Consider the following 22535-nt stretch of genomic DNA (forward strand, 5'->3'; position numbering starts at 1 on the left):
CCTGTAAAAATAAACAAAAAAAAAGAGTCCTGATCAAATCAGGACTCTTTTTTAAATTTTAGCTTTTAACTATTGTTTTGGCAAGGCATCTAATTTAGCCTTCACATCATTATAGTTTTTAGTATCGTTTCTAAACGCATAAATGGTTTTTAACGTTTCTAAAGCACCAGCATTTTTTGGATCAATTTCTATAGCTTTTTTGTAAAATGGCAATGATTTATCCAATAAGCCATTCATTCTTACTGTTACCTCATTAAATTCTTTTACTTTTTTTGGATCGATTTTATTACGATCTGCCTGAAGTTTTAAAGCCTGAGAAAAATAAATATTTCCCAGTAATACCTGATAACTTGGGTTAGTAGGTTCTTTTGTAGCCAATGTATTTAACATTTTCTCAGATTTTGCTACATCACCTCTATCAATATAGATTTGAGTTTCTGTTTTAATCAAATCCGCATTGTCCGGATATTTAGCAACAGCTTCAGCGATAAGCGCTAAGGCAGCTGTAGTATCCTTTTGTTTTCTTAAAGTTACATCAACCAATTCGTTATATAAATCTTTAGATTGCGGAGAATTTAAAGAAATTACCTTTTTAAATTGCTGAATCATCCCTGGATAATCCTCTACATTTCTGGCAGCAATACCCGCATTCAGATACATTGCAGTATCAGTTGGATTCATTACTGTGGCCTGTACAAATTTGGTATAAGCAGTTTTGTAGTCTTTTTTATTGTAAGCCAAAACACCTGCGTTTCTAACCGCATTGGAAATATTGGTTTCAGCCAATGTGATGTTTTCTTTTTCAGCGCCTTTGGTATCTAGTTTTTTAGCTTCTACCAATGCATCCTGAGCAACTTTTAAATTTGCATCAGCGTTAGCCACATTCACTGTATCCATGATAGCTGCTGAAGAGGCAAATAACGCACGATATGACCATGCTTCAGGCATTACTTTAGATTTCTCATCAGCAATGGCTTTATCTGTATGGGCCAAACCAGCTTTAATAGATTCTAGTTTTTTATCCAAAGGTGTTGCACCTTGTGTTGTTAACTGAAAAATTCCCCATGCTTTTTTAGCTTCATTAACCTCACTTTTCTGAGCAAATGTAGCGCTAAACGCTCCTGCTAAAATTATACCTAGAAATACTCTTTTCATAATTTTTATTCTAATTTTTATTTTAGTTTAACTTATTCTTCCGTTTCGTTATCAGCATCACCTTCTTCTTCCTCTTCTTCAGTTTCCTCAGCTTCAGTAGTTGGATCAGCTTCTAGTTCTTCACCATCAACCACCAATACACCATCTAAATCAACTGCTTCTTCTTCATCCTCTTCGTGATCAATCTTCGTAACCGATGCAATCTCATCATCACCCTTCAGCGAGATTAAACGCACACCTTGCGTAGCACGTCCCATTACTCTTAATGCTGAAACAGGAATTCTGATTACAATACCTGAACGGTTAATGATCATCAGATCTTCGCTATCTGTAACGTCTTTAATGGATACTAATTGTCCGGTTTTCTCAGTTACATTGATTGTTTTTACACCTTTACCACCACGATTGGTTACGCGGTAATCTTCAATGTCAGTCCGTTTTCCGTATCCTTTTTCTGATACTACTAACACCGTAACCTCCGGATTGTTTACAGCAATCATGCCAACAACCTCATCTTTATCATGCGCAAGTCTCACGCCACGAACTCCGGTAGCTGTTCTACCCATCGGGCGAACGGTACTTTCATTAAAGCGAATGGCCCTTCCAGAACGTAATGCCATTACAATTTCGCTCTGACCGTTAGTTAAACAAGCTTCTAATAATACATCTCCGTCGTTGATATTGATGGCGTTAATACCATTTACACGCGGACGTGAATAAGACTCCAGAGAGGTTTTCTTAATGGTACCTTTTTTAGTACACATAATAATGAAATTGTTCTCTAAGTATTCCTGATCTTTCAGGTTCTTCACTTTGATGTAAGCCTTAATTTTCTCGTCTTTCGGAATATTGATAATGTTTTGTATCGCCCTTCCTTTACTGGTTCTGGAACCTTCCGGAATTTCGTAAACCCGCAACCAGAAACATCTTCCGGCTTCGGTAAAGAATAACATATAATTGTGGTTAGTAGCCACCAACATGTGTTCAATGAAATCTTCGTTTCGTGAAGTACTTCCTTTAGATCCTTTTCCACCTCTACCTTGTGCCCTGAACTCAGTTGCTGGCGTACGTTTTACGTAACCTTCATGGGAAATGGTGATCACTACTTCTTCATCATCGATGAAATCTTCCATGCTCATGTCTTCAGCTGAATGAACAATAGTTGTTCTACGCTCATCGCCGAATTTTTGCTGAATTTCTGCTAACTCGTCTTTGATAATCTGCATCCGCAAACCTTCATCAGCAAGAATAGCTTTTAAGCTTTCAATGGTTTTCATCAATTCTGCATACTCTTCTTTAATTTTATCACGCTCTAGTCCTGTTAAACGACGAAGTGTCATATCCAGAATGGCACGTGCCTGAAGATCACTTAAACCAAATGTCTCCATCAAGCCCATGCGAGCCTCTTCTGGAGTTTCTGATGCACGAATTAATTTAATTACCTCGTCTAAATGATCTAAAGCAATTAAATAACCTTCTAAAATGTGCGCACGTTTTTCAGCTTCAGCCAATTCATATTTGGTACGGCGAACAATAACATCATGTCTGTGGTCTACAAAATGTACAATTAAATCTTTCAGATTTAACATTTGTGGACGACCCTTCACCAATGCAATATTATTTACACTGAATGATGTTTGTAAAGCAGTATACTTATATAGGTTGTTTAAAACAATGGATGCATTTGCATCACGCTTAATTTCGTAAACGATGCGGATACCATCTTTGTTCGATTCATCTTTAATGTTCGAAATACCTTCCAGTTTTTTCTCGCCTACCAATTCAGCAGTACGCTCAATCATCATGGCTTTATTAACCTGATAAGGAATTTCTGTAACGATGATTACTTCGCGGTCTTTAATGCTTTCGATTTCAGCCTTGGCACGCATCACGATACGTCCACGCCCTGTTTCGAAAGCTTCTTTTACACCTGTATAGCCATAAATAATACCACCGGTAGGGAAATCAGGAGCTTTTACAAACTTCATTAATTCCTCAATCGTGATGTCTCTGTTGTCGATATAATTTACTACACCATCAATTACTTCAGTTAAATTATGTGGCGCCATGTTCGTGGCCATACCCACTGCAATACCTGAAGATCCGTTTACCAATAAGTTAGGGATTTTTGCAGGTAAAACTGTTGGTTCCTGTAAGGTATCATCAAAGTTTAACTGAAAATCTACCGTATCCTTATTAATATCGGCCAGCATTTCTTCTGCGATTTTAGAGAAACGAGCCTCTGTATAACGCATCGCAGCTGGTGAGTCACCATCGATGTGACCAAAGTTTCCTTGTCCATCTACCATTGGATAACGCAAACTCCAATCCTGAGCCATACGAACCATGGTGAAATATACAGATGCATCACCATGTGGGTGATATTTACCTAAAACTTCACCAACAATACGGGCAGATTTTTTATGTGGTTTATTACTGGTAACGCCCAGATCAAGCATGCCGTATAAAACACGGCGGTGAACCGGTTTCAAGCCATCACGTACATCAGGCAAAGCCCTTGATACGATTACCGACATTGAATAGTCAATGTAGGCCGATTTCATCTGCTCCTCTATATTAATCTGGATGATTTTGTCGTTTTGTTGATTTTCTAAATCTTCTGCCATAAGTTATTATTCTCGTTATCAAAAACGATGTTTCAAAAAGCTATTGTTATAACCTTGCGAATTTAGCAAAAATATGCCGAAATAAGGCATTGTGGAAAAGTTTTGGCCGTAGTTAAAGGTTTTTAGATGAAAGATTTTTTTGGTGTTCTTACAGTCGTATTTAAATAAGTTTTTTATAATATCGATTCCTCGTATCTTAATAACCTTAATTTGATTAATGATCTAACTACAATGCTTTGAATAGGTATTTATATTTCAACCACCTGGCCGTTTGATCACCCTCCGATGCATCGGAGGGAATGGCGATCGTAATTCCCCTCTTTCAGAGGGGTGGTCGCAGACCGGGGTGTTAAAATCAATCCGTAATTATCAAATTCAGGTATGCTCATCCAATCAACATTTAATAACTAATGCCACCAATCTTTAAAAATCAAACCAGCACCTTATTATTGAATTAAAACAATAACCCTTAAAAGATTAACTCCAAAATTCTATTTTTGTATATAATCTAAACCTATGGCTCAGCAGAAACAATCGGCGATGATCTTTATTATGTTTACGCTTTTGATTGATTGTACTGGTTTCGGAATCATCATTCCGGTTTTACCAAATCTTATAAAAGAATTTACCGGTGGAAGCACTAGCGTAGCTGCAGATTATGGAGGCTACCTTATGGTTGCGTTTGCTTTGCCGCAATTCATTTTTTCTCCCATCCTGGGTGGTTTAAGTGATCAGTATGGCAGGCGACCAATCTTGCTTTTTTCTTTGTTTGGCCTTGGCATGGATTATCTGCTTCTCTCCTTTGCGCCATCCATATTCTGGTTTTTTATAGGAAGAATTATTGCCGGGATTACCGGTGCAAGCTTTACTACTGGTATGGCATACATTGCAGACATCTCAACACCGGAGAAAAAAGCTCAAAACTTCGGATTAGTGGGTGCTGCATTTGGATTAGGTTTTATTTTAGGTTCAGTTGGTGGAGGCTTGCTCAGCAGCTTTGGGTTAAGAGTACCTTTTATGGTTGCAGCGGGCCTGTCATTACTCAACTGGTTGTATGGTTATTTTATTCTGCCAGAGTCGCTGGCAAAAGAGAAACGTAGAAAATTCTCATGGAAACGTGCCAATCCGGTTGGTTCGTTTATCAATGCATCAAAATACCCGGCGATTTTAGGTTTGCTGGCCACTTTATTATTACTTTATATTGCCAGTCATTCCGTTCAATCCAATTGGTCATATTATGTGATTGAAAAGTTCCAATGGACACCAAAGATGATTGGCTATTCGCTGGCCGTGGTGGGGATTATGGTTGCGCTAGTTCAAGGTGGATTGATCCGGATTGTTATTCCCAAAATTGGAAATAGAAAGGCAATTTATATTGGATTAATACTATATGTGATCGGTTTTTTATGTTTTGCCTTTGCTAAAAACGGAACAATGATGATGTTGTTCATCATACCTTATTGTTTGGCGGGTATTGGCGGACCAGCGATGCAAAGTATTATTTCCAACCAGGTGCCAGAAAATGCACAAGGAGAAATTCAAGGAATTACCACCAGTTTGCAAAGCCTTGCCGCTATTATCGGGCCATGGCTGGTTAGCCATATTTTTGTTTACTTTATTGAAGATGGAACACCTTTATATTTTCCTGGTGCTCCTTTTATTTTAAGTGCATTTTTAACACTGATTGGATTGTTTATTGCAATCCGTGCTTTGAGGAAGTATCATTAATTAACGCGAAGGATTTTGAATTCATTATAAGCCATCACCACATTATAAACAAGCAATATGCTTCCCGAAGTCAGAATACGTTTATGCTGATCAATCTTCAAAACTAGTGTGAAGACGAAAATAGTTATAAGCAAACCAAGAGATATCAGGAAGACCAATTTGAAAGACTTGTAAAGCATAGATAGCCTAAACAATGTTTTTTGCTTAAACAATACCGGATTTTGAATTAACTGTATGATATTACTGAGTACAAAAAAGAAAATCAGCACAACTGCTATTCCTGATAAAACGCCCTGATTCAAATTTGGGATAACCAGATAACCTTCATATATGCAATAGCCTATAATAGCAATACAGGCTAAACCCTTTAATAACTGCCAGTTTCTATTTTTTAATAGCCAATTGAGCCAGTTAAAATCCTGATCCTGAGCCTTATCGGTAATTTTTTTTCTCATTTCGGTGGAAAAAGATACAAACGGATTGATAAGCGCAATGATATAAATGAGTATGGTACTTACAAATTGAAAAATCCCATCTGAAATCAGTAAGCCTATACGTGCCTCGCTCATAATTCCAGACCTAAAACACGAGAACAAAATCAGTACAATAATAGTGAGGTGAAAAATTATCGGAAAGTAATTGATGAGTTTGGTTTCGCCGAGGTTTGGATTTTCTACCACCGTGGGTTGAATAATATCTTTATCCAGATGTTTGTTCATTATTTTAATAGCAATAAAAATAAAAAATAACGAAAATCCGAGGCCCATTTAAACTTGTTTAATAGTGAGTATTAATTATGCAATGTAATTATTTTCTGCTGATCTTATCTTTTTGAGCAAAACGTCCCTAAATATACAAGCGTTAAAAGTTTATTAGCCTGATGTAGTCAGCACGATAGTAAGCTATAAATAAGAAATCCTCATATAAACCAATTGCATGAAGATTTAAGATTTTAGAGTAAAATATTATCTATAATTAACTGCAGATTTTAAATCCGCAACTAGAAAAGTCAGGATTGGAGATCCCGGCTAACTAACCGTTGGGTGAGATTTGTAATCTCGCCTATAATTAACTGCGGATTTTAAATCCGCAACTAGAAAAGCCGGGATTAGAGATCCCGGCTAACGATAATTTATTATCCTTTTGGAATAAAATCTTCAGCTTTTTCCAGCACCTTTCCTAAACCAGCAGGATTTTTACCACCAGCAGTCGCATAAAAAGGCTGACCTCCACCTCCACCCTGAATTTCCTTACCCAGCTCACGAACGATGTTGGATGCATTCATTCCCTGTTTTACCAGGCCATCAGATAACATTACAGTAATGCCAGGCTTGCCATCAATTTCAGTGGTAAATACTAAAAAGAGATTATCAACCATATCTTTAAGTGAGAAAGCCAAATTTTTAATGGCATCAGCGCTTTGCAGATCGATGTGTCTGGCAATAAGGTTTACCCCATTTATGCCCCTTACATGGTGTACAATTTCATTCTTTAAGTTTCCAACACGCTCTAAAGTGGTTTTTTCGATTTCTTTTTTCAGTTTAGTGTTTTCATCCAGTAAAGCTTGGACTGATGCCGAAAGATCTTTCGAACCATTTAAGAGTGCTTTTAAATGGCCTAATTCTTTACGTTGATCTAAGAAATACTGTTCCGCTTTATCAGCCGTGATGGCCTCAATCCGGCGAACACCTGCTGCAACGGCACTTTCAGAAACGATCTTAAATGAACCAATTTGTCCGGTTGCTTTTACATGCGTACCGCCACAAAGTTCTTTTGAAAAATGATCATCAAAAGTAATCATCCGAACAAAATCACCATATTTCTCACCAAATAAAGCTGTTACACCACTTTCAATGGCATCTTGATAAGGTACATTTCTTTGTTCTTTCAGCTTAATGTTTGCTCTGATTTTCTGGTTTACAATGACTTCAATTTGTGCAAGTTCTTCTTCTGTAACTTTCGCAAAGTGTGAAAAATCAAAACGTAAGTAATCTGCATTCACCAATGAACCTTTCTGGTTAACATGCTGACCCAAAACCTGTTTTAAAGCAGCATGCAACAAGTGTGTCGCAGAGTGATTATCTTCAGTGAGCACACGTTTATCTTCATCCACCACTGCCCAGAATTTTCCTTCAAGGTTATCTGGCAGAATATCTGCAAAATGCACTGTTAATCCATTTTCTTTCTTGGTATCTGTAATGTCTACCCAAAACTGGCGACTGTGATCTTCTAAACGACCAGTATCTCCTACTTGTCCACCACTTTCTGCATAAAAAGGCGTTTGGCGTAGAACAATCTGATATTGCTCCTTCCCTTTTGCTTTAACTTTACGGTATTTTAAAATCTCCGTTGCAATTTCTAAATCATCATAACCTACAAATTCACTTTGATCATCAGCATTAACGATTACCCAATCGCCAGTATCGATAGCTGTGGCGGCACGAGAACGATTTTTTTGCTTTTCGAGTGCTATTTCAAATCCATCCGTATCAACTCTAAAACCTCTTTCTTTACCAATTAATACTGTTAAATCAATTGGAAAACCATAGGTATCATATAATTCAAATGCAAAATCACCATCAACCTTAATTCCATATGCGACTTTATCTTTAAACTGTTCTAAAGACAATTCAGAATTAATATCATATCCTCTATCATTAAGATACTTTTTGCGCTCATATTCCAAAACCTTTTCAATTCCACGACCTAAGGTTCTCAAAAAAGAAACTTCCTCCTCTAAAACCACTTTCTGTACAAAATCCTGTTGTGCAACCAATTCATCAAAAACGCCTTTAAACTGTTCAGCCAGCAAAGGTACCAGTTGATTCAAAAATGGCTCTTTGAAGTTTAAAAAAGTATAAGCGTAACGAACTGCACGGCGTAAAATCCTGCGGATAACATAACCAGCTTTGTTATTAGATGGCAACTGACCATCAGCAATTACGAACGAAATGGCACGGATATGATCAGCCATTACCCGCATGGCAATGTCCGTTTTTTCATCAGCGCCATATTGAATGCCTGATTTTTCAGCAATAAACTGAATCATCGGCTGGAAAACATCGGTATCGTAATTAGACGTTTTTTCCTGTAAAACCCTTACCAATCTTTCAAAGCCCATTCCGGTATCCACATGTTTGGCAGGCAAACTTTGCAATGAACCATCTTTCAAACGGTTAAACTGCATAAAAACATTGTTCCAGATTTCAATTACCTGCGGATGATCGGCATTTACCAAAGTAGCGCCATTAACCAATGCCTTTTCATCATCAGTACGACAGTCAACATGGATTTCAGAACACGGACCACAAGGACCTGTTTCGCCCATCTCCCAGAAATTATCTTTCTTATTGCCGGGTAAAATATGGCTTTCATCCACATATTGTTTCCAAAGGTCGTAAGCTTCCTGGTCTTTCTCTAAACCCTCTTTTTCATCGCCTTCAAAATAGGTAACGTATAATTGATCTTTAGGTATTTTATACACCTCAGTTAATAATTCCCAGCTCCAGGCAATGGCTTCCTTTTTAAAATAATCGCCAAAACTCCAGTTTCCAAGCATCTCGAACATGGTATGGTGATAAGTATCTATACCCACCTCTTCCAGATCATTATGTTTTCCTGATACCCGCAAACAACGTTGTGTATCTGTAACTCTGGCATATTTAATAGCAGCCTCTCCCAAAAACAAATCCTTAAACTGGTTCATCCCGGCATTGGTAAACATTAAAGTAGGGTCGTTTTTTACCACTATGGGTGCCGAAACCACTATATGATGTTGTTTCTGTTCGAAAAAATGAAGGAATGCCTGTCTTATCTCTTTAGCTGTCATTATTTTAAATATTGAAGGAACAAAATTAAAATTTTATTGCGTTAATCAGGAAAAATCGAGTTACATTTGAATGCTTTAAATAATCGATGTAAAACCCTAATAATCAAGCACAAGTTATGCCGTACAAAGAAAGAGACATTAATAAAATGTATTATACGATGGGCGAAGTGACTGAAATGTTTAATGTTAATGCATCTCAAATCCGTTTTTACGAGAAGGAGTTTGATATCCTTCAGCCCAAGAAAAACAAGAAAGGCAATCGTCTTTTTACACCTGAAGACATTGAAAACCTTAAAATCATCTTCAATTTAGTAGATGAAAAAGGCTTTACACTTAAAGGCGCTAAAGAGCATTTAAAAAATAATAAATCGGATGTAAAAGAAAATCAAAAGATTATTGACTCTTTAGAAAAATTGAAGGGTTTTCTTGTGAATTTAGCAAAAGAACTTTAAAATTCAGCTATTATTTCAGTTTTCTCCTGTTTAAATTTTTAGGTAGAATTTTGATAAAAGCTTTTTTATATTTGGAGAGCAAATCCCAAACCCAGCGATTGCTATCTACACTCCGCTCGCCGCAATCCACCACTTCAGCCCGCTCTAGTAACTTAACGACTAATTTTTGAATGAATTTAATCTTAACCACTTGATTAAATCTTAAACCAATATAGTCACAATATACGTGAACCAAAATTTCTACAATCAATGAATCGTTGGTGATATTAAGTTCTACCTCATATTTCTTCAGGTAATCATCTTTAATGATTTTAACTAAAATTTCAAATCGCGTTCCTGCATCATCTTTCAGAAATGCCCAAAGTGCAGCATCACTAAATACCCTTACCAGTTTTGGTTCAAAATGAACCTGAATTTCATGATTAAATAAGTTATACTGTTTTTCCATTCATCATTATGATTTGAATAGGTAGCAATTGTTACTAAACTGATTTCGACCTATATTATCATTACGACCGAAAAAGAGAAATCCTTTAAACCGGAAACAATGCTTCTTCATTCAGTTACACATATTCTAAACGATATTTAACTTATCGTCATTTGACCGAAGTGGAGAAATCTTTTAAACCGCAAACAACGCTTCTTCATTCAGTTACACATATTCTAAACGATATTTAACTTATCGTCATTTCGACCGAAGTGGAGAAATCTTTTAAACTGACAAACAACGCTTCTTCATTCAGTTACACATATTCTAAACGATATTTAACCTATCGTCATTTCGACCGAAATGGAGAAATCTTTTAAACTGACAAACAACATTTCTTCCTTATTTCCTTGCAAACCGCTGCGTAAAATACAATAAATATCATCCTGCAGGTTAAAAAAATACAAGAAGCTAACACAGAAAGCATCAAAATGTTTAGCGCTCAATACTTTAACATGTGAGTAAAAAATTAAGCTCGCCATGAGTTATTTTAGCGATCTTTGGGGTTTGAAAAATAAGCCCCATTCATGAAAATTGTAATTGCAGAAAAGCCCTCTGTTGGTCGTGAACTTGCTAAAGTTTTCGGAGCAACCACCAGAAAAGATGGATACATTGAAGGTAAAGGATATTCTTTTACCTGGGCATTTGGGCATTTATTACAATTGGCACCTCCTCAGGATTATGGTTTTATTGGCTGGAGGCGACAACATTTACCCATGTTGCCAGCTAAGTTTAAGCTAGCCATCCGTAAAATAAAAACTAAAGATGGGTTTGTTGAAGATCCTGCGGTAAGAAAACAATTAGATACGATTAAAAAGCTTTTTGATGAGGCTACAGAAATCATAGTGGCTACGGATGCCGGACGGGAAGGTGAATTAATTTTCCGTTACATTTATTATTACCTTAAATGCAAAAAGCCGTTTAAAAGACTTTGGATTTCCTCACAAACTGATGAAGCCATTAAAGATGGTTTTCGGAATTTAAAGCCCGGAACGGATTACGATACACTTTTCAACTCTGCCCATTGTCGCTCTGAATCAGATTGGCTGGTGGGAATGAATGCCACGCAGGCGCTTAGTATTTCTGCTGGGAACAGAACCGTGTTGTCATTGGGAAGAGTGCAAACACCTACCCTGGCCATGATTTGTGCCCGTTTCCTGGAAATTAAAAACTTTGTTCCACAAACCTATTACCAGCTCAGTATTTTATTGGTTAAAGATGAGCAGGTTTTTAAGGCTGTTTCAACCACAAACTATAAAGATAAGGAAGAGGCGGAAAAATTATTTGCTCTGGTGGAGGACGTAGCATCTGGATTTCCAAATGGTGGAAACATCACTGCTGTGGAAGCAAAACCTAGAAAAGAACCACCACCACTCCTGCACGATCTAAGTAGTTTACAGCAAGAAGCCAATAAGAAGAAAGGCTATACTGCTGATCAGACTTTGGGCATTTTACAGAACTTATATGAAAGCAAACTGGTTTCCTATCCTCGTACAGGTTCCAGGTATATTGGAGATGATGTTTTTGCAGGTGTGCCCAATTTAATTTCAAAGTTTACCAATCATCCAGATTTCGGTAAACAAGCACAATTTTTACAAACCATCAAACTCAATAAGCGCAGTGTTAACGCAAAAAAGGTGACTGATCACCATGCAGTTTTACCTACGGGCGTAGAAGCTTATGGTTTAAGCAGTGACCGACAAGCGATATATGATATGGTGGTGGGTAGGATGATCGAAGCTTTTCACCAGGAATGCCTGAAGGAAATTACCAAAATCACCATTCAATCGGGTTTAACTTTTCTGGCTAACGGAACAGTAATCCGATCGGCAGGATGGCGTGCTGTTTTTAATGAAACGGATGAAGATAAAAAAGATGAGGATAATGCTGCCTTACCAAAGGTGGTAGTGGGTGAACAATTGCCAATTACAGAAAAATCATTGCTGGAAAAACAGACCAAGCCAAAAGCCATGTATAATGAGGCTTCTCTGCTTAAGTCCCTTGAAACTTGTGGTAAAGAAATTGAAGATGAAGAGTTGCGTTATGCAATGAAAGACAGCGGATTAGGTACACCAGCCACCCGGGCATCTATTATTGAAACACTAATTACCCGAACATATATCACGCGTGAAAAAAGAAATTTAGTTCCAACTGCTAAGGGCCTTGTGGTTTACGAAGTGGTTAAAGACAAGCAAATTGCACAGGCAGAATTAACCGGTCAGTGGGAAAAGCGATTGGAAGAAATCAGGTCTGGTTCATCTGTTAAAGACTTTAAATCTGAAATTACAGAATACACCAAAATGATCACCAACGAACTGCTGATTGCCGGAGCCACAATTTCAGGAAAACTGGAAGAAAATAAATTAGAAATTGTTAGCTAATACTTCTTTTAGTGCTTCAGACATGTCTCCGTTTTTCTGAATAAAACCGATAGCGCCTGCGTCCCGATAGTCCTGTTCTAAAGTATTTTTGTCATTACCAGAAAACATACAAACTTTTACGTTCTCCTGTATGGCTAATATTTCTTTAACGGTATCCGGATCACTATCGCCACTCGGCATATTGATATCCAGCAAAAGAAAATCGAAATCTTGTTTATTCAGCAGGTTAAATGTTTCTGACAAATTGGAGGTTTCTGAAATTTCACATGTTGACAGAAATTTCTTAAAAAAACCTTTCATGACGATACGCATCAATTCGCTATCATCTGCAATTAAAATTTTCAAACCTTGATTCATTTAAATACTTATTGGATTCTGTGAAGTCTAAATCACCGAACTCTGACTCAAATTAATCAAAATCAACTATGAATTGTTTCAATTTGAGCTTTAAATGAATCGAAATCTAGGATTATCTGTTCAAAAATAATAATTTAATACAAAATAAAAAATAAACTGTAATACAATTCTATCTAGGTATCAATATATTCCCAGGCGCTATGATAAGTGTTTAGTTTTTCAGCATAACCAATAAAGTCTGCATAAAATTTAGCTTTAGAAAGTGTAGAGCTGTCGCCAATTACCACCAATTTTTTTCTAGCTCTGGTCATCGCCACATTCATTCTCCTCGTGTCTGATAAGAAACCAATATTTCCTTCCGAATTGCTTCTGGTTAAGCTAATATAAACCACATCCCGCTCCTGCCCTTGAAAACTATCAATGGTATTTACGGCAATTTTGTTTTGGTGCTTAAGTAAAAGATCATCTTCCAGCATCAGGGCTTTTAAAATCTGGACTTGCTGTTTATAGGGGGAAATAATGGCAATGGTTGGAAAATATTCCAGAGAAAAATCCATTTGTAACCGGGTTACCAGTTGATGCAAATGTCTGATCAGAAATGCGGCTTCTTCCGGATTGGTGGTGCTTGTACCATCTAACTTTTCATCAAAACTGCAACCAGCAGTATCAATAAAATTGAGTGGCTCATCATCTTTAAAAAGCAATTGTTCAGCTACCGAAGCATGTGCAATTAATTTGTCTTCATAAAAAACCTTTGATGAATAGCCCATGATATTTTTGTTCATGCGGTATTGTTCATTCAAAAGCACAACAGATTCAGGATGAAGGTTTACCAACTTTTCGAGCAAAGTATTACTTAATCCTTTTTTTGCTGCTTCTGTAGATTTTATAGTTGGTGGTAACTGAAAGTGATCGCCTGCTAAAATTAGCTTTTGGGCTTTCAAAATCGGAATCCAACAAGCAGGTTCCAGAGCTTGTCCAGCCTCATCAATCACTACAGTATGGTATTTCAATTGGCGAACAGTATAGTGATTCGCTCCTACCAATGTTGCTGTAATTACCTGCGCTTTATTAAACAGGTGATCCATGATATAGGATTCGGTTTTTTCTATTTCCTTCCCTATTTTATGCGCTTCATCAAAGAGTGCCTTACGTTGGTCACGCTCAGCCTTACCAAAACTGCGCTTATATTTATGCGCCATGTTTTTGTACTCACTTGCCTGTTTTTTTAAGGTCTTGATTGTTTTCATTTCCTGATGATCAGCCATTTGATGATCTAAGGTAGCTGATAACAATTTTTCTGAAACCCTTGCCGGATTTCCTATCCGAATTACATTTAAACCTTCTATCGCTAGTTTTTCAGTCAGTAAGTCAACTGCCGTATTACTTGGAGCCACAACCAATATTTTTTGATCGCGGTGTTTAATTAACGACTTTATTGCCTGTACAATAGTGGTGGTTTTGCCAGTTCCGGGAGGACCATGAATAATAGCCAGGTGATCTGCAGAAACGATTTTACTTACTGCAAGTTGCTGAGATTCATTGAGTCCATTAGGCAGAATGAATTTTTCAGTATGTTGAAAAGAAGGTTTTTCACCCGAGGCAATTACTTTAATTAACTTGTTTTCAGCAGCATCTTCGGTAAGATTTGTAGCCTGTTTCAATGCCTGCTGCATTTCATCATAGCTATTGTTATCAAATAATAAATCTAAACCAAGTTTACCATCCCTGGCCCAGTCAGGCAGTTCATCTATCCGAAGACTTACTTTCACCTTATTGGCACTTTGATGTGAGATAATTCCTTCCACCTGATCAGTTTTTGGATCATGGTTAGAAAATAAAACCACTGACGAACCAAACCGAAACTGATGCGACAAATCCTGATGGGTGGTTCGCTCTAATTCTACCGTTAAATAATCACCTTTACCCATTTCTGTATTGCGAATTGCGATTGGGTACCAGGTTAATCCAAGCGCTCTCCGATCAGCGGCTGAGGTATTTTGCGTTAGCTTTAAGTACGACTGTAAATCTTCTTCACGCTCGATATGAAGCAGATCCTGCAGATTTTTAAAATATTCTTTTGACAATTGAATTTTATTAAGCTTGATTGAAATGGTTAATGTTCAAGTTTTAGAGTACCAGCTCCTGGTGTAACCTGATCATGGTTTCTTCTGCATCAAGGCAAAATCCAGGATGAACTTTTGAACATTGTATTACTGTACTTCTGGTGGCCGTTAACCACCTGAACCTGGATGCCTGATCATATTCGCCAATGGGGCCAGATCCTTTTATTCCACTGCTGATTCGCTCAAAAGCTGTCAAGTTAGCCATCAAATCTTCCAGATCAATCTTCGCATAAATGGCCTTAATTTTAGATTCATCCAGAAAAAAAATACTTTTCAAAAATTTCTTCTTCGCACAGAACAAAATGATGCCAACATTAAGAAACTCTTCGCGTTCTACCCTTGGCATTACCCGAATTACAGCGTACTCAAATAAGTATCTCTCTTGCATGCTGTGCTTCTTTTAAAAATATTTGAGAATGATTTAATCTGGTTTCCAGAAAATAAGCGTAAGCTTTTCTATGCGCTTCTTTAGTCGGAAAATTGGTTTCTCCTTCTAGCCAGACATCCGGAATCAAATCAATGATGGCATTTATTTTTTCGCCATTAAGGATAGCGCGAAATTCCTGATCAACCTCTTCCAGCTCTGATGCCCATGGAAGTAATACATGATCTTTAACTAAAAAAAACGGGCGTGTAGCCTGTTCTTCCCAGTTTTGCCAGGAATGGTGAAAGTATAAGGATGCGCCATGATCAATTAACCAAAGTTCTTTATGCCAAACCAACATATTGGTGTTGCGGCAAGTACGATCCATATTGGTTAAAAAACAATCCAGCCATACAATTTGCGAGGCTAATTTCGGATCTACTGTAGTTACGGTTGGATCAAAAGTAATGGCACCTGAAAGGTAATGCAGCGCCAGATTTAAGCCCACACTGGCCTTCAGCAAATCCTGAATTTCTTCATCAGGCTCTGTACGGCCAAAGGCTTCATCTAACTGGGCAAAAACCAATTCTGGTATGCGTAAGCCAAGTATTCTGGCAACTTCACCACCAATTAATTCTGCAATTAATGCCCGAGGTCCCTGTCCGGCCCCTCGAAACTTTAATACATACAGAAAGTCATCATCCGCTTCGGCAATTGCAGGCATAGAGCCGCCTTCACGCAAAGGCGTTACATATCTGGTAACGTTAACTGTTCTAAGTTGAAAATTATTCATAAGTATAAGTGAAAGGCATATTAAATACATGCAGTTTTTTCACTTATCGCAAATTTAACAGATTAAATTCATAATCAAGCTAAACTATGCCTACCTCCAGGCATTAATCATGTCCCAAATAAGCGATTCCGGCTGGCGTTATTGTAGCAGCCCATTGCACCGAATCTCTATCAATGGTAATTAAACCCATGCTTTCCAATTCTTCATAATCATCTTCTCTGCCACCTAATACTGAAGAACTCACTTGTTGATTAATCACCTCAAGAAGTGCAATAATTTCTGATCTATCCATAACATTTTAAATTGAATACCTAACTAACAGCTCACCTTTCAAAATGTTTAAACGCATGTAAACATTTACCTGGATTTAAGGTTACTATAAACAAATCTACTTTTTTATGGAGCTACCTATTTATTATCTTTTCGTATTGGCCATACCAGTGGCTTGCATTGCCTGGACAGTTACTAAAGAGGAAATTTTTAAGGAAGCGAGATTGTTTTGTGTTGATCGATCTAAAAACTGCCAGCGCTTAATTAAAAGAAAGTTCTTTTACGTTTTTACCTGCGAATATTGCTTTAGCCATTACGTTACCATTTTAATCCTGCTTATTACCAGGTATACCCTAATTTATCCTGACTGGCGAGGCTATATTATTTCATTTTTCTCTATAGTATGGATTGCCAATATTTATATGAGTTTGTATAATATTATCAGGATCGATCTGAAGAAAGAAAAAATAAGGGTAGCAAAAGAAGAATCTGAGCTACATGCAGATGAAGAAAAATAAGCGTATTTGATTTTATTATGCAATAGATTTTATGCCTTCGTCTGTCATTAAAAGTTTTAGCTATCACGCCGAATCAAAAATATTAACCATTGTATTTGTTAGCGGATACATCTATCATTATAAAAATGTGCCGCAAACGGTGTTCAATTCCTTTAAATCTGCAACTTCAAAGGGCAGATATTTTAATGAGAGAATTAAAAATAAATTCAGGTTTAAAAAACTGTAACATGGTTAATTTATCCTTTTTAATGATATTAAATTGTTAACAGAATAATTTTTTAAAAATTATAAAGTCTTCGTTTGAAAATCAAAATACTGAAAGACAGCATCTTATGAAACCACCCTAATTCAGCCTTTCTTGTTATATAATCTAAATGTAAAATACATATTAAGTAATTTGGAAGTATCAATAATCTTACCTTATATTTGCTGCCGAGAGCGTTAATTTAGATACGGGTATATGGCTTAGGCTGTATGCCCGTTTTTAGTTTTAATAGGATTGATAATGCTCGATTACCTTATCCAGGCAGATTCTAAGCCATGGTGTATAATCATCAGGATTACGTTGTAATTCTTCCTTTAATGAAGGTAAACTCAGATATTTAAAGTTCTCTACCTCTTCCCTATTTAATATGGGAAGAAGATCTGATTTTCCAAAAAATACGTGATCAAACTCATGTTCTATTAATCCATTATCAAACGCTGCCCGGTAAGTAAAATTAAACGCATAACTTAAATCGGTCTTCATTCCCATTTCTTCCATCAACCGGCGATTGGCGGCCTCCAGGTTATTTTCTCCGGGTTTAGGATGACTACAGCAGGTATTTGTCCATAAGCCACCGGAGTGATATTTATTTATCGCACGCTGTTGTAACAATAACTCATCTTTTGAATTAAAGATAAATATAGAAAAGGCTCGATGAAGTATGCCCTTTTGATGTGCTTCTAATTTTTCCATGTAACCTACTGGAAAATCATTTACGTCGACTAGAATTACTTGGTCTTCCATTCAGCCTTAAATCACATTTAATTTGTGTCTGATAATGGAATCGAACATTAAACCAATTTTCAGGTGATTTGAAATTCTGATTCTTTCCATCATTATTCTTTCCGCACTTAAACCCTTAATTTTAGAAAATAACTTTTTATAATAGATGTAAGACAAATAGACACCATTTCTAGAACTCATCGGTAGCATCTTAATGCCGATAAGTGCTTCAGCAAATTCATCCTCAATTTCATTCTCAATGGCTTTCTTATCTACATCACAGAATACTTTCAGATTTACATTTGGAAAATAACATCGGTTAAGGCTTTGGTAATCTGCTTTGATATCCCGTAAGAAGTTTATCTTTTGAAAGGCAGAGCCTAATTTCATCGCGTATGGTTTTAAACGCTGATATTCTGATTCATCACCACTGGTAAAAACCTTTAGGCACATTAATCCGACAACTTCTGCAGAACCCAAAATATATTCTCCATATAATTCGGGCGTATATGTCTTTTCCAGGAGATCCATTTCCATGCTATTTAAGAAAAGAGAAATCAGCTCATGATCAATTTGATATTGATTAACAACTTTCTGAAAGGAATTTAAAATGGGATTTAAACTAATTCCTAAATCAATGGCTTCAAAAGTATCCTGTTTAAATTTATCCAACAGATATTTCTTATCGTATTCATGAAAACTATCAACAATTTCATCAGCCAAACGCACAAAACCATAAATCGAATAAATAGGCTGACGCAATTCTTTCCCTAAGAAATAAATACCTAAAGAAAAGCTCGTACTGTAACGTTGAGTAGTGAGCTTACTAAAGTCTGCAGATAGCTGATCAAATATTTGTTTCATGTGGTAGCGTTGGGATTTTGGATGATATTTTAAACCCACCAAATAATTTAACACAATTGATGTGGGCGATGTTTTTAAATTTTGAGATAACGTAATTATACTTGATTAGATAAATTTTATAGATGAGCAGACTTTTAGCAAATTGATTATATATGATATAGTGACATGACTCATTTTTGTTTAAATATATTCAATAAAATTAAAACTGAAAAGAAAATGAAGCTTTGAAAATGTTTTAAGCACTGTATAAAGAAAGATTTGCAGATAAAGTTGCTCTTTATCAATAAGAAAGGAAAATGTTAATGAAAAAAAATAAATTCAATCAAAATTGAATTGCAAAACTAAATATTTTCATTTAAAACTTATAGGAATGCCAAAACATGATTTACGATTTAAAATAAAAACAGTGAAATATGCAGAATGATTAATTATAAGATGGATTCAGTGAGTAATACGCCACGTTCGCCATTTCCTGTTTCTACGGCATGAATGTTTTTGTAACACTTTCCAAAAAAATCATAACCATGCTCTATCATATTGATTGACACACTATTGATGGGATAATTCATATTGGTTTGCATACAAAGTAAGCTTCCATTGGCCAGCAGAAGGAAATCGAAGTCATACCCGTGTTCCTGAAGTTCGATCACCTTATTGGTGATGGAAACACTTAAACGATCAATTTTATTTTTCATGGGATGATGTTTAGATTTTATAGTCGTAGACGATAACAATTCATACTTTGATAAATACTATTTTAAGGATAAAATATTGAAATACAATATTTTAAATATAATCATTTTATTCATTTGTTATTTATTTTACTAATCATATTTAATATTAAATTCATTCATTTCTTTATTGATAAAATCTGAATATACTGCAATCTAGATGATCTTATTTTGATGATAGGAAAAATCCCATTTCATGTGGAATGGCGTAAATAAAGAGCTTGTATTTCTTTTATGAAATAAGATCTTTAAAAAAATTAAACTATAGCACTTATTATTTTTGCCTTCTGGTTAAAACTTTCCTGTAGTAAATTTGTATTAGGATAGTCCACTAAATTATTAATTGAATATCTATTTTGAAAAGAATTTTAGTTGTAGATGATGATCCTGATATCTTAGAAGTCTTTCAACTTGCGCTAGAAGCCCAAAAATATAATGTTTATCCGCTGTTATCACCCAGATTTATTTTTAAGACGATTAAAGATTATCAGCCAGATCTGATTATTTTAGATATTATGCTAAATGGAATGGATGGCCGGGCAGTTTTTAAAGAGCTTCGTTCAAATAGTGAAACGGAGAACATACCGGTTATCTTGGCATCTGCCCGTTATAATGAGAATTATATTGCATCGCAGCAATTTCATCCTGATGATTACTTAGAAAAACCATTTAACATGACTGATTTATTGCAAAAAGTAAATAAACTAACTAACAACTAATATACGTATATGAAAATCAGATTTTTAACTCCGATCATATTGCTATGTACCGCATTATCTATAAATGCAAGTGCACAAACCAGTCGACCAGATAAGCTTTACAGCATGAGTGGTGTTGGCTTTGCTTTTCCAATGGGACAAACATCAGATTACTTTAAACCTAAATTTTCAACCTCATTGGGTATTAATTTAGGTTTAGGTGATAGTGGCTTGTTTCTCTATCCAAAAGTGAGTTTGCATGCATTTACTTTTAATCAAATTACGCCTGATCCGGGTTTTGCATATACTATACAAAAAGGCAGATCGACTACTTATTTATTGAACGTAGCCCTTGGTTATCGTAAAATTGTAAATAAATGGGCATTTTATGGCTTTGCTGGTGCAGGAGGTGGATTTATCTTAACGCCTCAGGCAGGTGTTAATGCGAGTACCTTACAAGTAAATATGGATAACAAATCCAATAGTTTGGGGATTGCCGAAGGTGGAGGTGGAATTGAATATAACATTGGAGGAGCTAACTTATTTATTGAAGCTAGCTATATGTATGGATTCAAAAAAATTCAGGATAGAACTTTTAACACTGTTCCAATCTCAATTGGTATTAAGCCAAACCTGAGCAAATTATTAAGGAAACTTTAAAAGTTTATACATCGTATTTAAGCGACTACCCTTTTAGGCAGTCGCTTTTTTTGTTTAAGAAATATCTAAATCGTTGTAATACTAATTATTTTAGCATAAATTTGTATTTCAATTAAACCTATGTTATACGCAGTTGTAGATATTGAAACCACTGGTGGCCACGCGTCAGCAAATGGTATTACTGAAGTTGCCATCAATATTCATGATGGTAATCAAGTGGTAGAGTCATTTAGCACCCTTATCAACCCTAGTATACCTATTCCAGACTATATTACAGCGCTTACTGGAATTGATGACAGTATGTTGGTTGATGCACCTACTTTTGGTGATGTAGCGCTGCAAATTTATCAACTTTTGCATGATAAGGTTTTTGTGGCCCATAATGTAAACTTCGATTATTCATTTCTCAAACATCATTTAGATCAGGCAGGTTTTGATCTTCAATGTAGAAAATTGTGTACGGTAAGATTAAGCCGAAAATTAATTCCAGGCAAATCATCCTATAGCTTGGGTAAATTATGTAGCAGTTTAAATATTCCAATTCAAAATCGTCACCGTGCAGCCGGCGATGCCGATGCTACCAGTATTCTTTTTAATCTGCTTTTAGAACATGATTTGGAAGGTGTTATTGCAGAAATGCTTAAAAAGACCTCTAAGGAACAAGTTTTACCACCAAATCTGAATAAGGAATCTTTTTTACGATTACCCAACCAACCTGGAGTTTATTATTTTAAAGATGCCAAAGGAAAAATTGTTTATGTGGGTAAGGCTAAAGATTTAAAAAAACGGGTTGCCAGTCATTTCACAGGTAACAAAGCCAATAAACAGCGTCAGGATTTCTTAAAAAATATTCATCATATTGATTATGTACTTTGCGGTACTGAGTTAATGGCTTTAATACTGGAGGCTAATGAAATTAAACGCCTTTGGCCAGAAAATAACAGGGCGATGAAACGCTATGAACATAAATATGACTTATGTATTTTCGAAGATCAAAATGGGTACCTGCGCCTTGGAATTGATAAACATAGAACCAACAACAAAGCCATTCAAAGTTTTAATAGCTTGCTGGAAGGATATAATTTTTTAAATCTGCTTATAGATAAATATCAACTTTGCAATAAACTTTGTTATTTACAGAAAACGGCTACACGTTGTAAAGCCCATGAAAATGGCCAATGTTTTGGTGCCTGCAGCAGTATTGAAACTGTGTCTGTTTATAATAAAAAATTGAATGCCGCAATAGATGATATTCTACACACTCAACCGAGCTTTGCATTGGTTGATGAAGGTAGAGAGGCTGATGAAATAAGTTGCCTACTGATTGAGAAAGGTAAATTCTATGGCATGGGCTACTTTACTAATAAGAATTTCCTTTCAGATGGTATAGCTCCGCTTAAAAATGACCTGGCTGTTTATCAATCAAACAGTTACATTCTAAATTTAATATTGAACCACGCCGAGCAATATCCTCAAAAGTTATTTCAACTCTAATTCATATATCCCT

General features: G+C 36.1%; 22 protein-coding genes. 8 read left to right on the plus strand and 14 right to left on the minus strand.

Annotation, left to right across the window (positions count from 1 at the left end):
• Positions 1 to 69 precede the first annotated feature (69 nt).
• Positions 70 to 1155 (minus strand): tetratricopeptide repeat protein, encoded by a 1086-nt coding sequence (locus EV200_RS15670; RefSeq protein WP_132534299.1) that lies wholly within the window; start codon positions 1153 to 1155, stop codon positions 70 to 72.
• Positions 1156 to 1187: 32 nt separating this feature from the next.
• On the minus strand, positions 1188 to 3782 hold the full coding sequence (gene gyrA, locus EV200_RS15675; RefSeq protein WP_132534301.1) for a DNA gyrase subunit A: 2595 nt from the start codon (positions 3780 to 3782) through the stop codon (positions 1188 to 1190).
• 516 nt (positions 3783 to 4298) lie between these two features.
• On the opposite strand from gyrA, the gene EV200_RS15680 reads away from it, so the two are divergent.
• Complete coding sequence (locus tag EV200_RS15680) at positions 4299 to 5510, plus strand: TCR/Tet family MFS transporter (RefSeq protein WP_132534303.1); 1212 nt, start codon at positions 4299 to 4301, stop codon at positions 5508 to 5510.
• Here EV200_RS15680 and EV200_RS15685 read toward each other — a convergent pair.
• Both EV200_RS15685 and alaS read right to left on the minus strand, forming a co-directional pair.
• The gene (locus tag EV200_RS15685) at positions 5507 to 6229 is read right to left on the minus strand and encodes a hypothetical protein (RefSeq protein ID WP_132534305.1); all 723 of its coding nucleotides are present in this window, start codon (positions 6227 to 6229) and stop codon (positions 5507 to 5509) included. The two genes, EV200_RS15680 and EV200_RS15685, sit on opposite strands and share 4 nt — an antisense overlap.
• A gap of 416 nt (positions 6230 to 6645) precedes the next feature.
• A complete protein-coding gene (gene alaS / locus EV200_RS15690; protein WP_132534307.1) occupies positions 6646 to 9339 on the minus strand; it encodes an alanine--tRNA ligase in 2694 nt (897 codons plus the stop codon).
• 116 nt (positions 9340 to 9455) lie between these two features.
• On the opposite strand from alaS, the gene EV200_RS15695 reads away from it, so the two are divergent.
• Positions 9456 to 9791 carry a MerR family transcriptional regulator gene (locus EV200_RS15695; protein ID WP_029285247.1) on the plus strand — a complete coding sequence of 112 codons (336 nt, stop codon included), beginning with the start codon at positions 9456 to 9458 and terminating at the stop codon, positions 9789 to 9791.
• 10 nt (positions 9792 to 9801) lie between these two features.
• Here EV200_RS15695 and EV200_RS15700 read toward each other — a convergent pair whose 3' ends face one another.
• Together EV200_RS15700 and EV200_RS15705 are read right to left on the minus strand one after the other, a co-directional pair.
• Positions 9802 to 10239 (minus strand): hypothetical protein, encoded by a 438-nt coding sequence (locus EV200_RS15700; RefSeq protein WP_132534310.1) that lies wholly within the window; start codon positions 10237 to 10239, stop codon positions 9802 to 9804.
• Between the two features lie 317 nt (positions 10240 to 10556).
• On the minus strand, positions 10557 to 10760 hold the full coding sequence (locus EV200_RS15705) for a hypothetical protein (protein ID WP_132534312.1): 204 nt from the start codon (positions 10758 to 10760) through the stop codon (positions 10557 to 10559).
• A 45-nt stretch (positions 10761 to 10805) separates the two neighbouring features.
• On the opposite strand from EV200_RS15705, the gene topB reads away from it, so the two are divergent.
• Complete coding sequence (topB, locus tag EV200_RS15710) at positions 10806 to 12659, plus strand: DNA topoisomerase III (protein WP_132534315.1); 1854 nt, start codon at positions 10806 to 10808, stop codon at positions 12657 to 12659.
• Here the strand turns inward: topB and EV200_RS15715 are convergent.
• The 5 genes from EV200_RS15715 to EV200_RS15735 form a co-directional block, all read right to left on the minus strand.
• The gene (locus tag EV200_RS15715) at positions 12642 to 13016 is read right to left on the minus strand and encodes a response regulator (protein WP_132534317.1); all 375 of its coding nucleotides are present in this window, start codon (positions 13014 to 13016) and stop codon (positions 12642 to 12644) included. The genes topB and EV200_RS15715 overlap by 18 nt on opposite strands.
• Positions 13017 to 13189: 173 nt before the next feature.
• Complete coding sequence (locus EV200_RS15720) at positions 13190 to 15103, minus strand: AAA domain-containing protein (RefSeq protein WP_132534319.1); 1914 nt, start codon at positions 15101 to 15103, stop codon at positions 13190 to 13192.
• Between the two features lie 43 nt (positions 15104 to 15146).
• The gene (locus EV200_RS15725) at positions 15147 to 15530 is read right to left on the minus strand and encodes a DUF3037 domain-containing protein (RefSeq protein WP_132534321.1); all 384 of its coding nucleotides are present in this window, start codon (positions 15528 to 15530) and stop codon (positions 15147 to 15149) included.
• Positions 15508 to 16299 carry a HipA family kinase gene (locus tag EV200_RS15730; RefSeq protein ID WP_132534323.1) on the minus strand — a complete coding sequence of 264 codons (792 nt, stop codon included), beginning with the start codon at positions 16297 to 16299 and terminating at the stop codon, positions 15508 to 15510. Before EV200_RS15730 ends, EV200_RS15725 begins: the two co-directional genes overlap by 23 nt.
• A 103-nt stretch (positions 16300 to 16402) precedes the next feature.
• Positions 16403 to 16591 (minus strand): hypothetical protein, encoded by a 189-nt coding sequence (locus tag EV200_RS15735; RefSeq protein ID WP_132534325.1) that lies wholly within the window; start codon positions 16589 to 16591, stop codon positions 16403 to 16405.
• Positions 16592 to 16697: 106 nt separating this feature from the next.
• Between EV200_RS15735 and EV200_RS15740 the strand changes: the two genes are divergently transcribed.
• Both EV200_RS15740 and EV200_RS15745 read left to right on the plus strand, forming a co-directional pair.
• On the plus strand, positions 16698 to 17087 hold the full coding sequence (locus EV200_RS15740; RefSeq protein ID WP_132534327.1) for a hypothetical protein: 390 nt from the start codon (positions 16698 to 16700) through the stop codon (positions 17085 to 17087).
• A gap of 31 nt (positions 17088 to 17118) precedes the next feature.
• Positions 17119 to 17313 (plus strand): KTSC domain-containing protein, encoded by a 195-nt coding sequence (locus EV200_RS15745; protein WP_132534329.1) that lies wholly within the window; start codon positions 17119 to 17121, stop codon positions 17311 to 17313.
• 264 nt (positions 17314 to 17577) lie between these two features.
• On the opposite strand, the gene idi is transcribed toward EV200_RS15745, so the two are convergent.
• The 3 genes from idi to EV200_RS15760 all read right to left on the minus strand — a co-directional run bounded on the left by idi (position 17578) and on the right by EV200_RS15760 (position 19634).
• Entirely contained in the window at positions 17578 to 18096 is a 519-nt protein-coding gene (gene idi, locus EV200_RS15750) for an isopentenyl-diphosphate Delta-isomerase (protein ID WP_132534331.1), read from the minus strand.
• A 6-nt stretch (positions 18097 to 18102) separates the two neighbouring features.
• Positions 18103 to 18939 carry a phytoene/squalene synthase family protein gene (locus tag EV200_RS15755; protein ID WP_132534334.1) on the minus strand — a complete coding sequence of 279 codons (837 nt, stop codon included), beginning with the start codon at positions 18937 to 18939 and terminating at the stop codon, positions 18103 to 18105.
• Positions 18940 to 19367: 428 nt separating this feature from the next.
• A complete protein-coding gene (locus EV200_RS15760) occupies positions 19368 to 19634 on the minus strand; it encodes a hypothetical protein (protein WP_132534337.1) in 267 nt (88 codons plus the stop codon).
• A gap of 392 nt (positions 19635 to 20026) precedes the next feature.
• Between EV200_RS15760 and EV200_RS15765 the strand changes: the two genes are divergently transcribed.
• The 3 genes from EV200_RS15765 (at position 20027) to EV200_RS15775 (ending at position 22522) form a co-directional block, all read left to right on the plus strand.
• Positions 20027 to 20389, plus strand: a complete 363-nt coding sequence (locus EV200_RS15765; RefSeq protein WP_165877945.1) for a response regulator — start codon at positions 20027 to 20029, stop codon at positions 20387 to 20389.
• A gap of 9 nt (positions 20390 to 20398) precedes the next feature.
• Positions 20399 to 21028 (plus strand): autotransporter outer membrane beta-barrel domain-containing protein, encoded by a 630-nt coding sequence (locus tag EV200_RS15770; RefSeq protein ID WP_132534341.1) that lies wholly within the window; start codon positions 20399 to 20401, stop codon positions 21026 to 21028.
• Positions 21029 to 21148: 120 nt separating this feature from the next.
• Entirely contained in the window at positions 21149 to 22522 is a 1374-nt protein-coding gene (locus EV200_RS15775) for an exonuclease domain-containing protein (RefSeq protein ID WP_132534343.1), read from the plus strand.
• Positions 22523 to 22535 lie beyond the last annotated feature (13 nt).

Source organism: Pedobacter psychrotolerans (assembly GCF_004340665.1).
GTDB classification, from domain to species: Bacteria; Bacteroidota; Bacteroidia; order Sphingobacteriales; family Sphingobacteriaceae; genus Pedobacter; species Pedobacter psychrotolerans.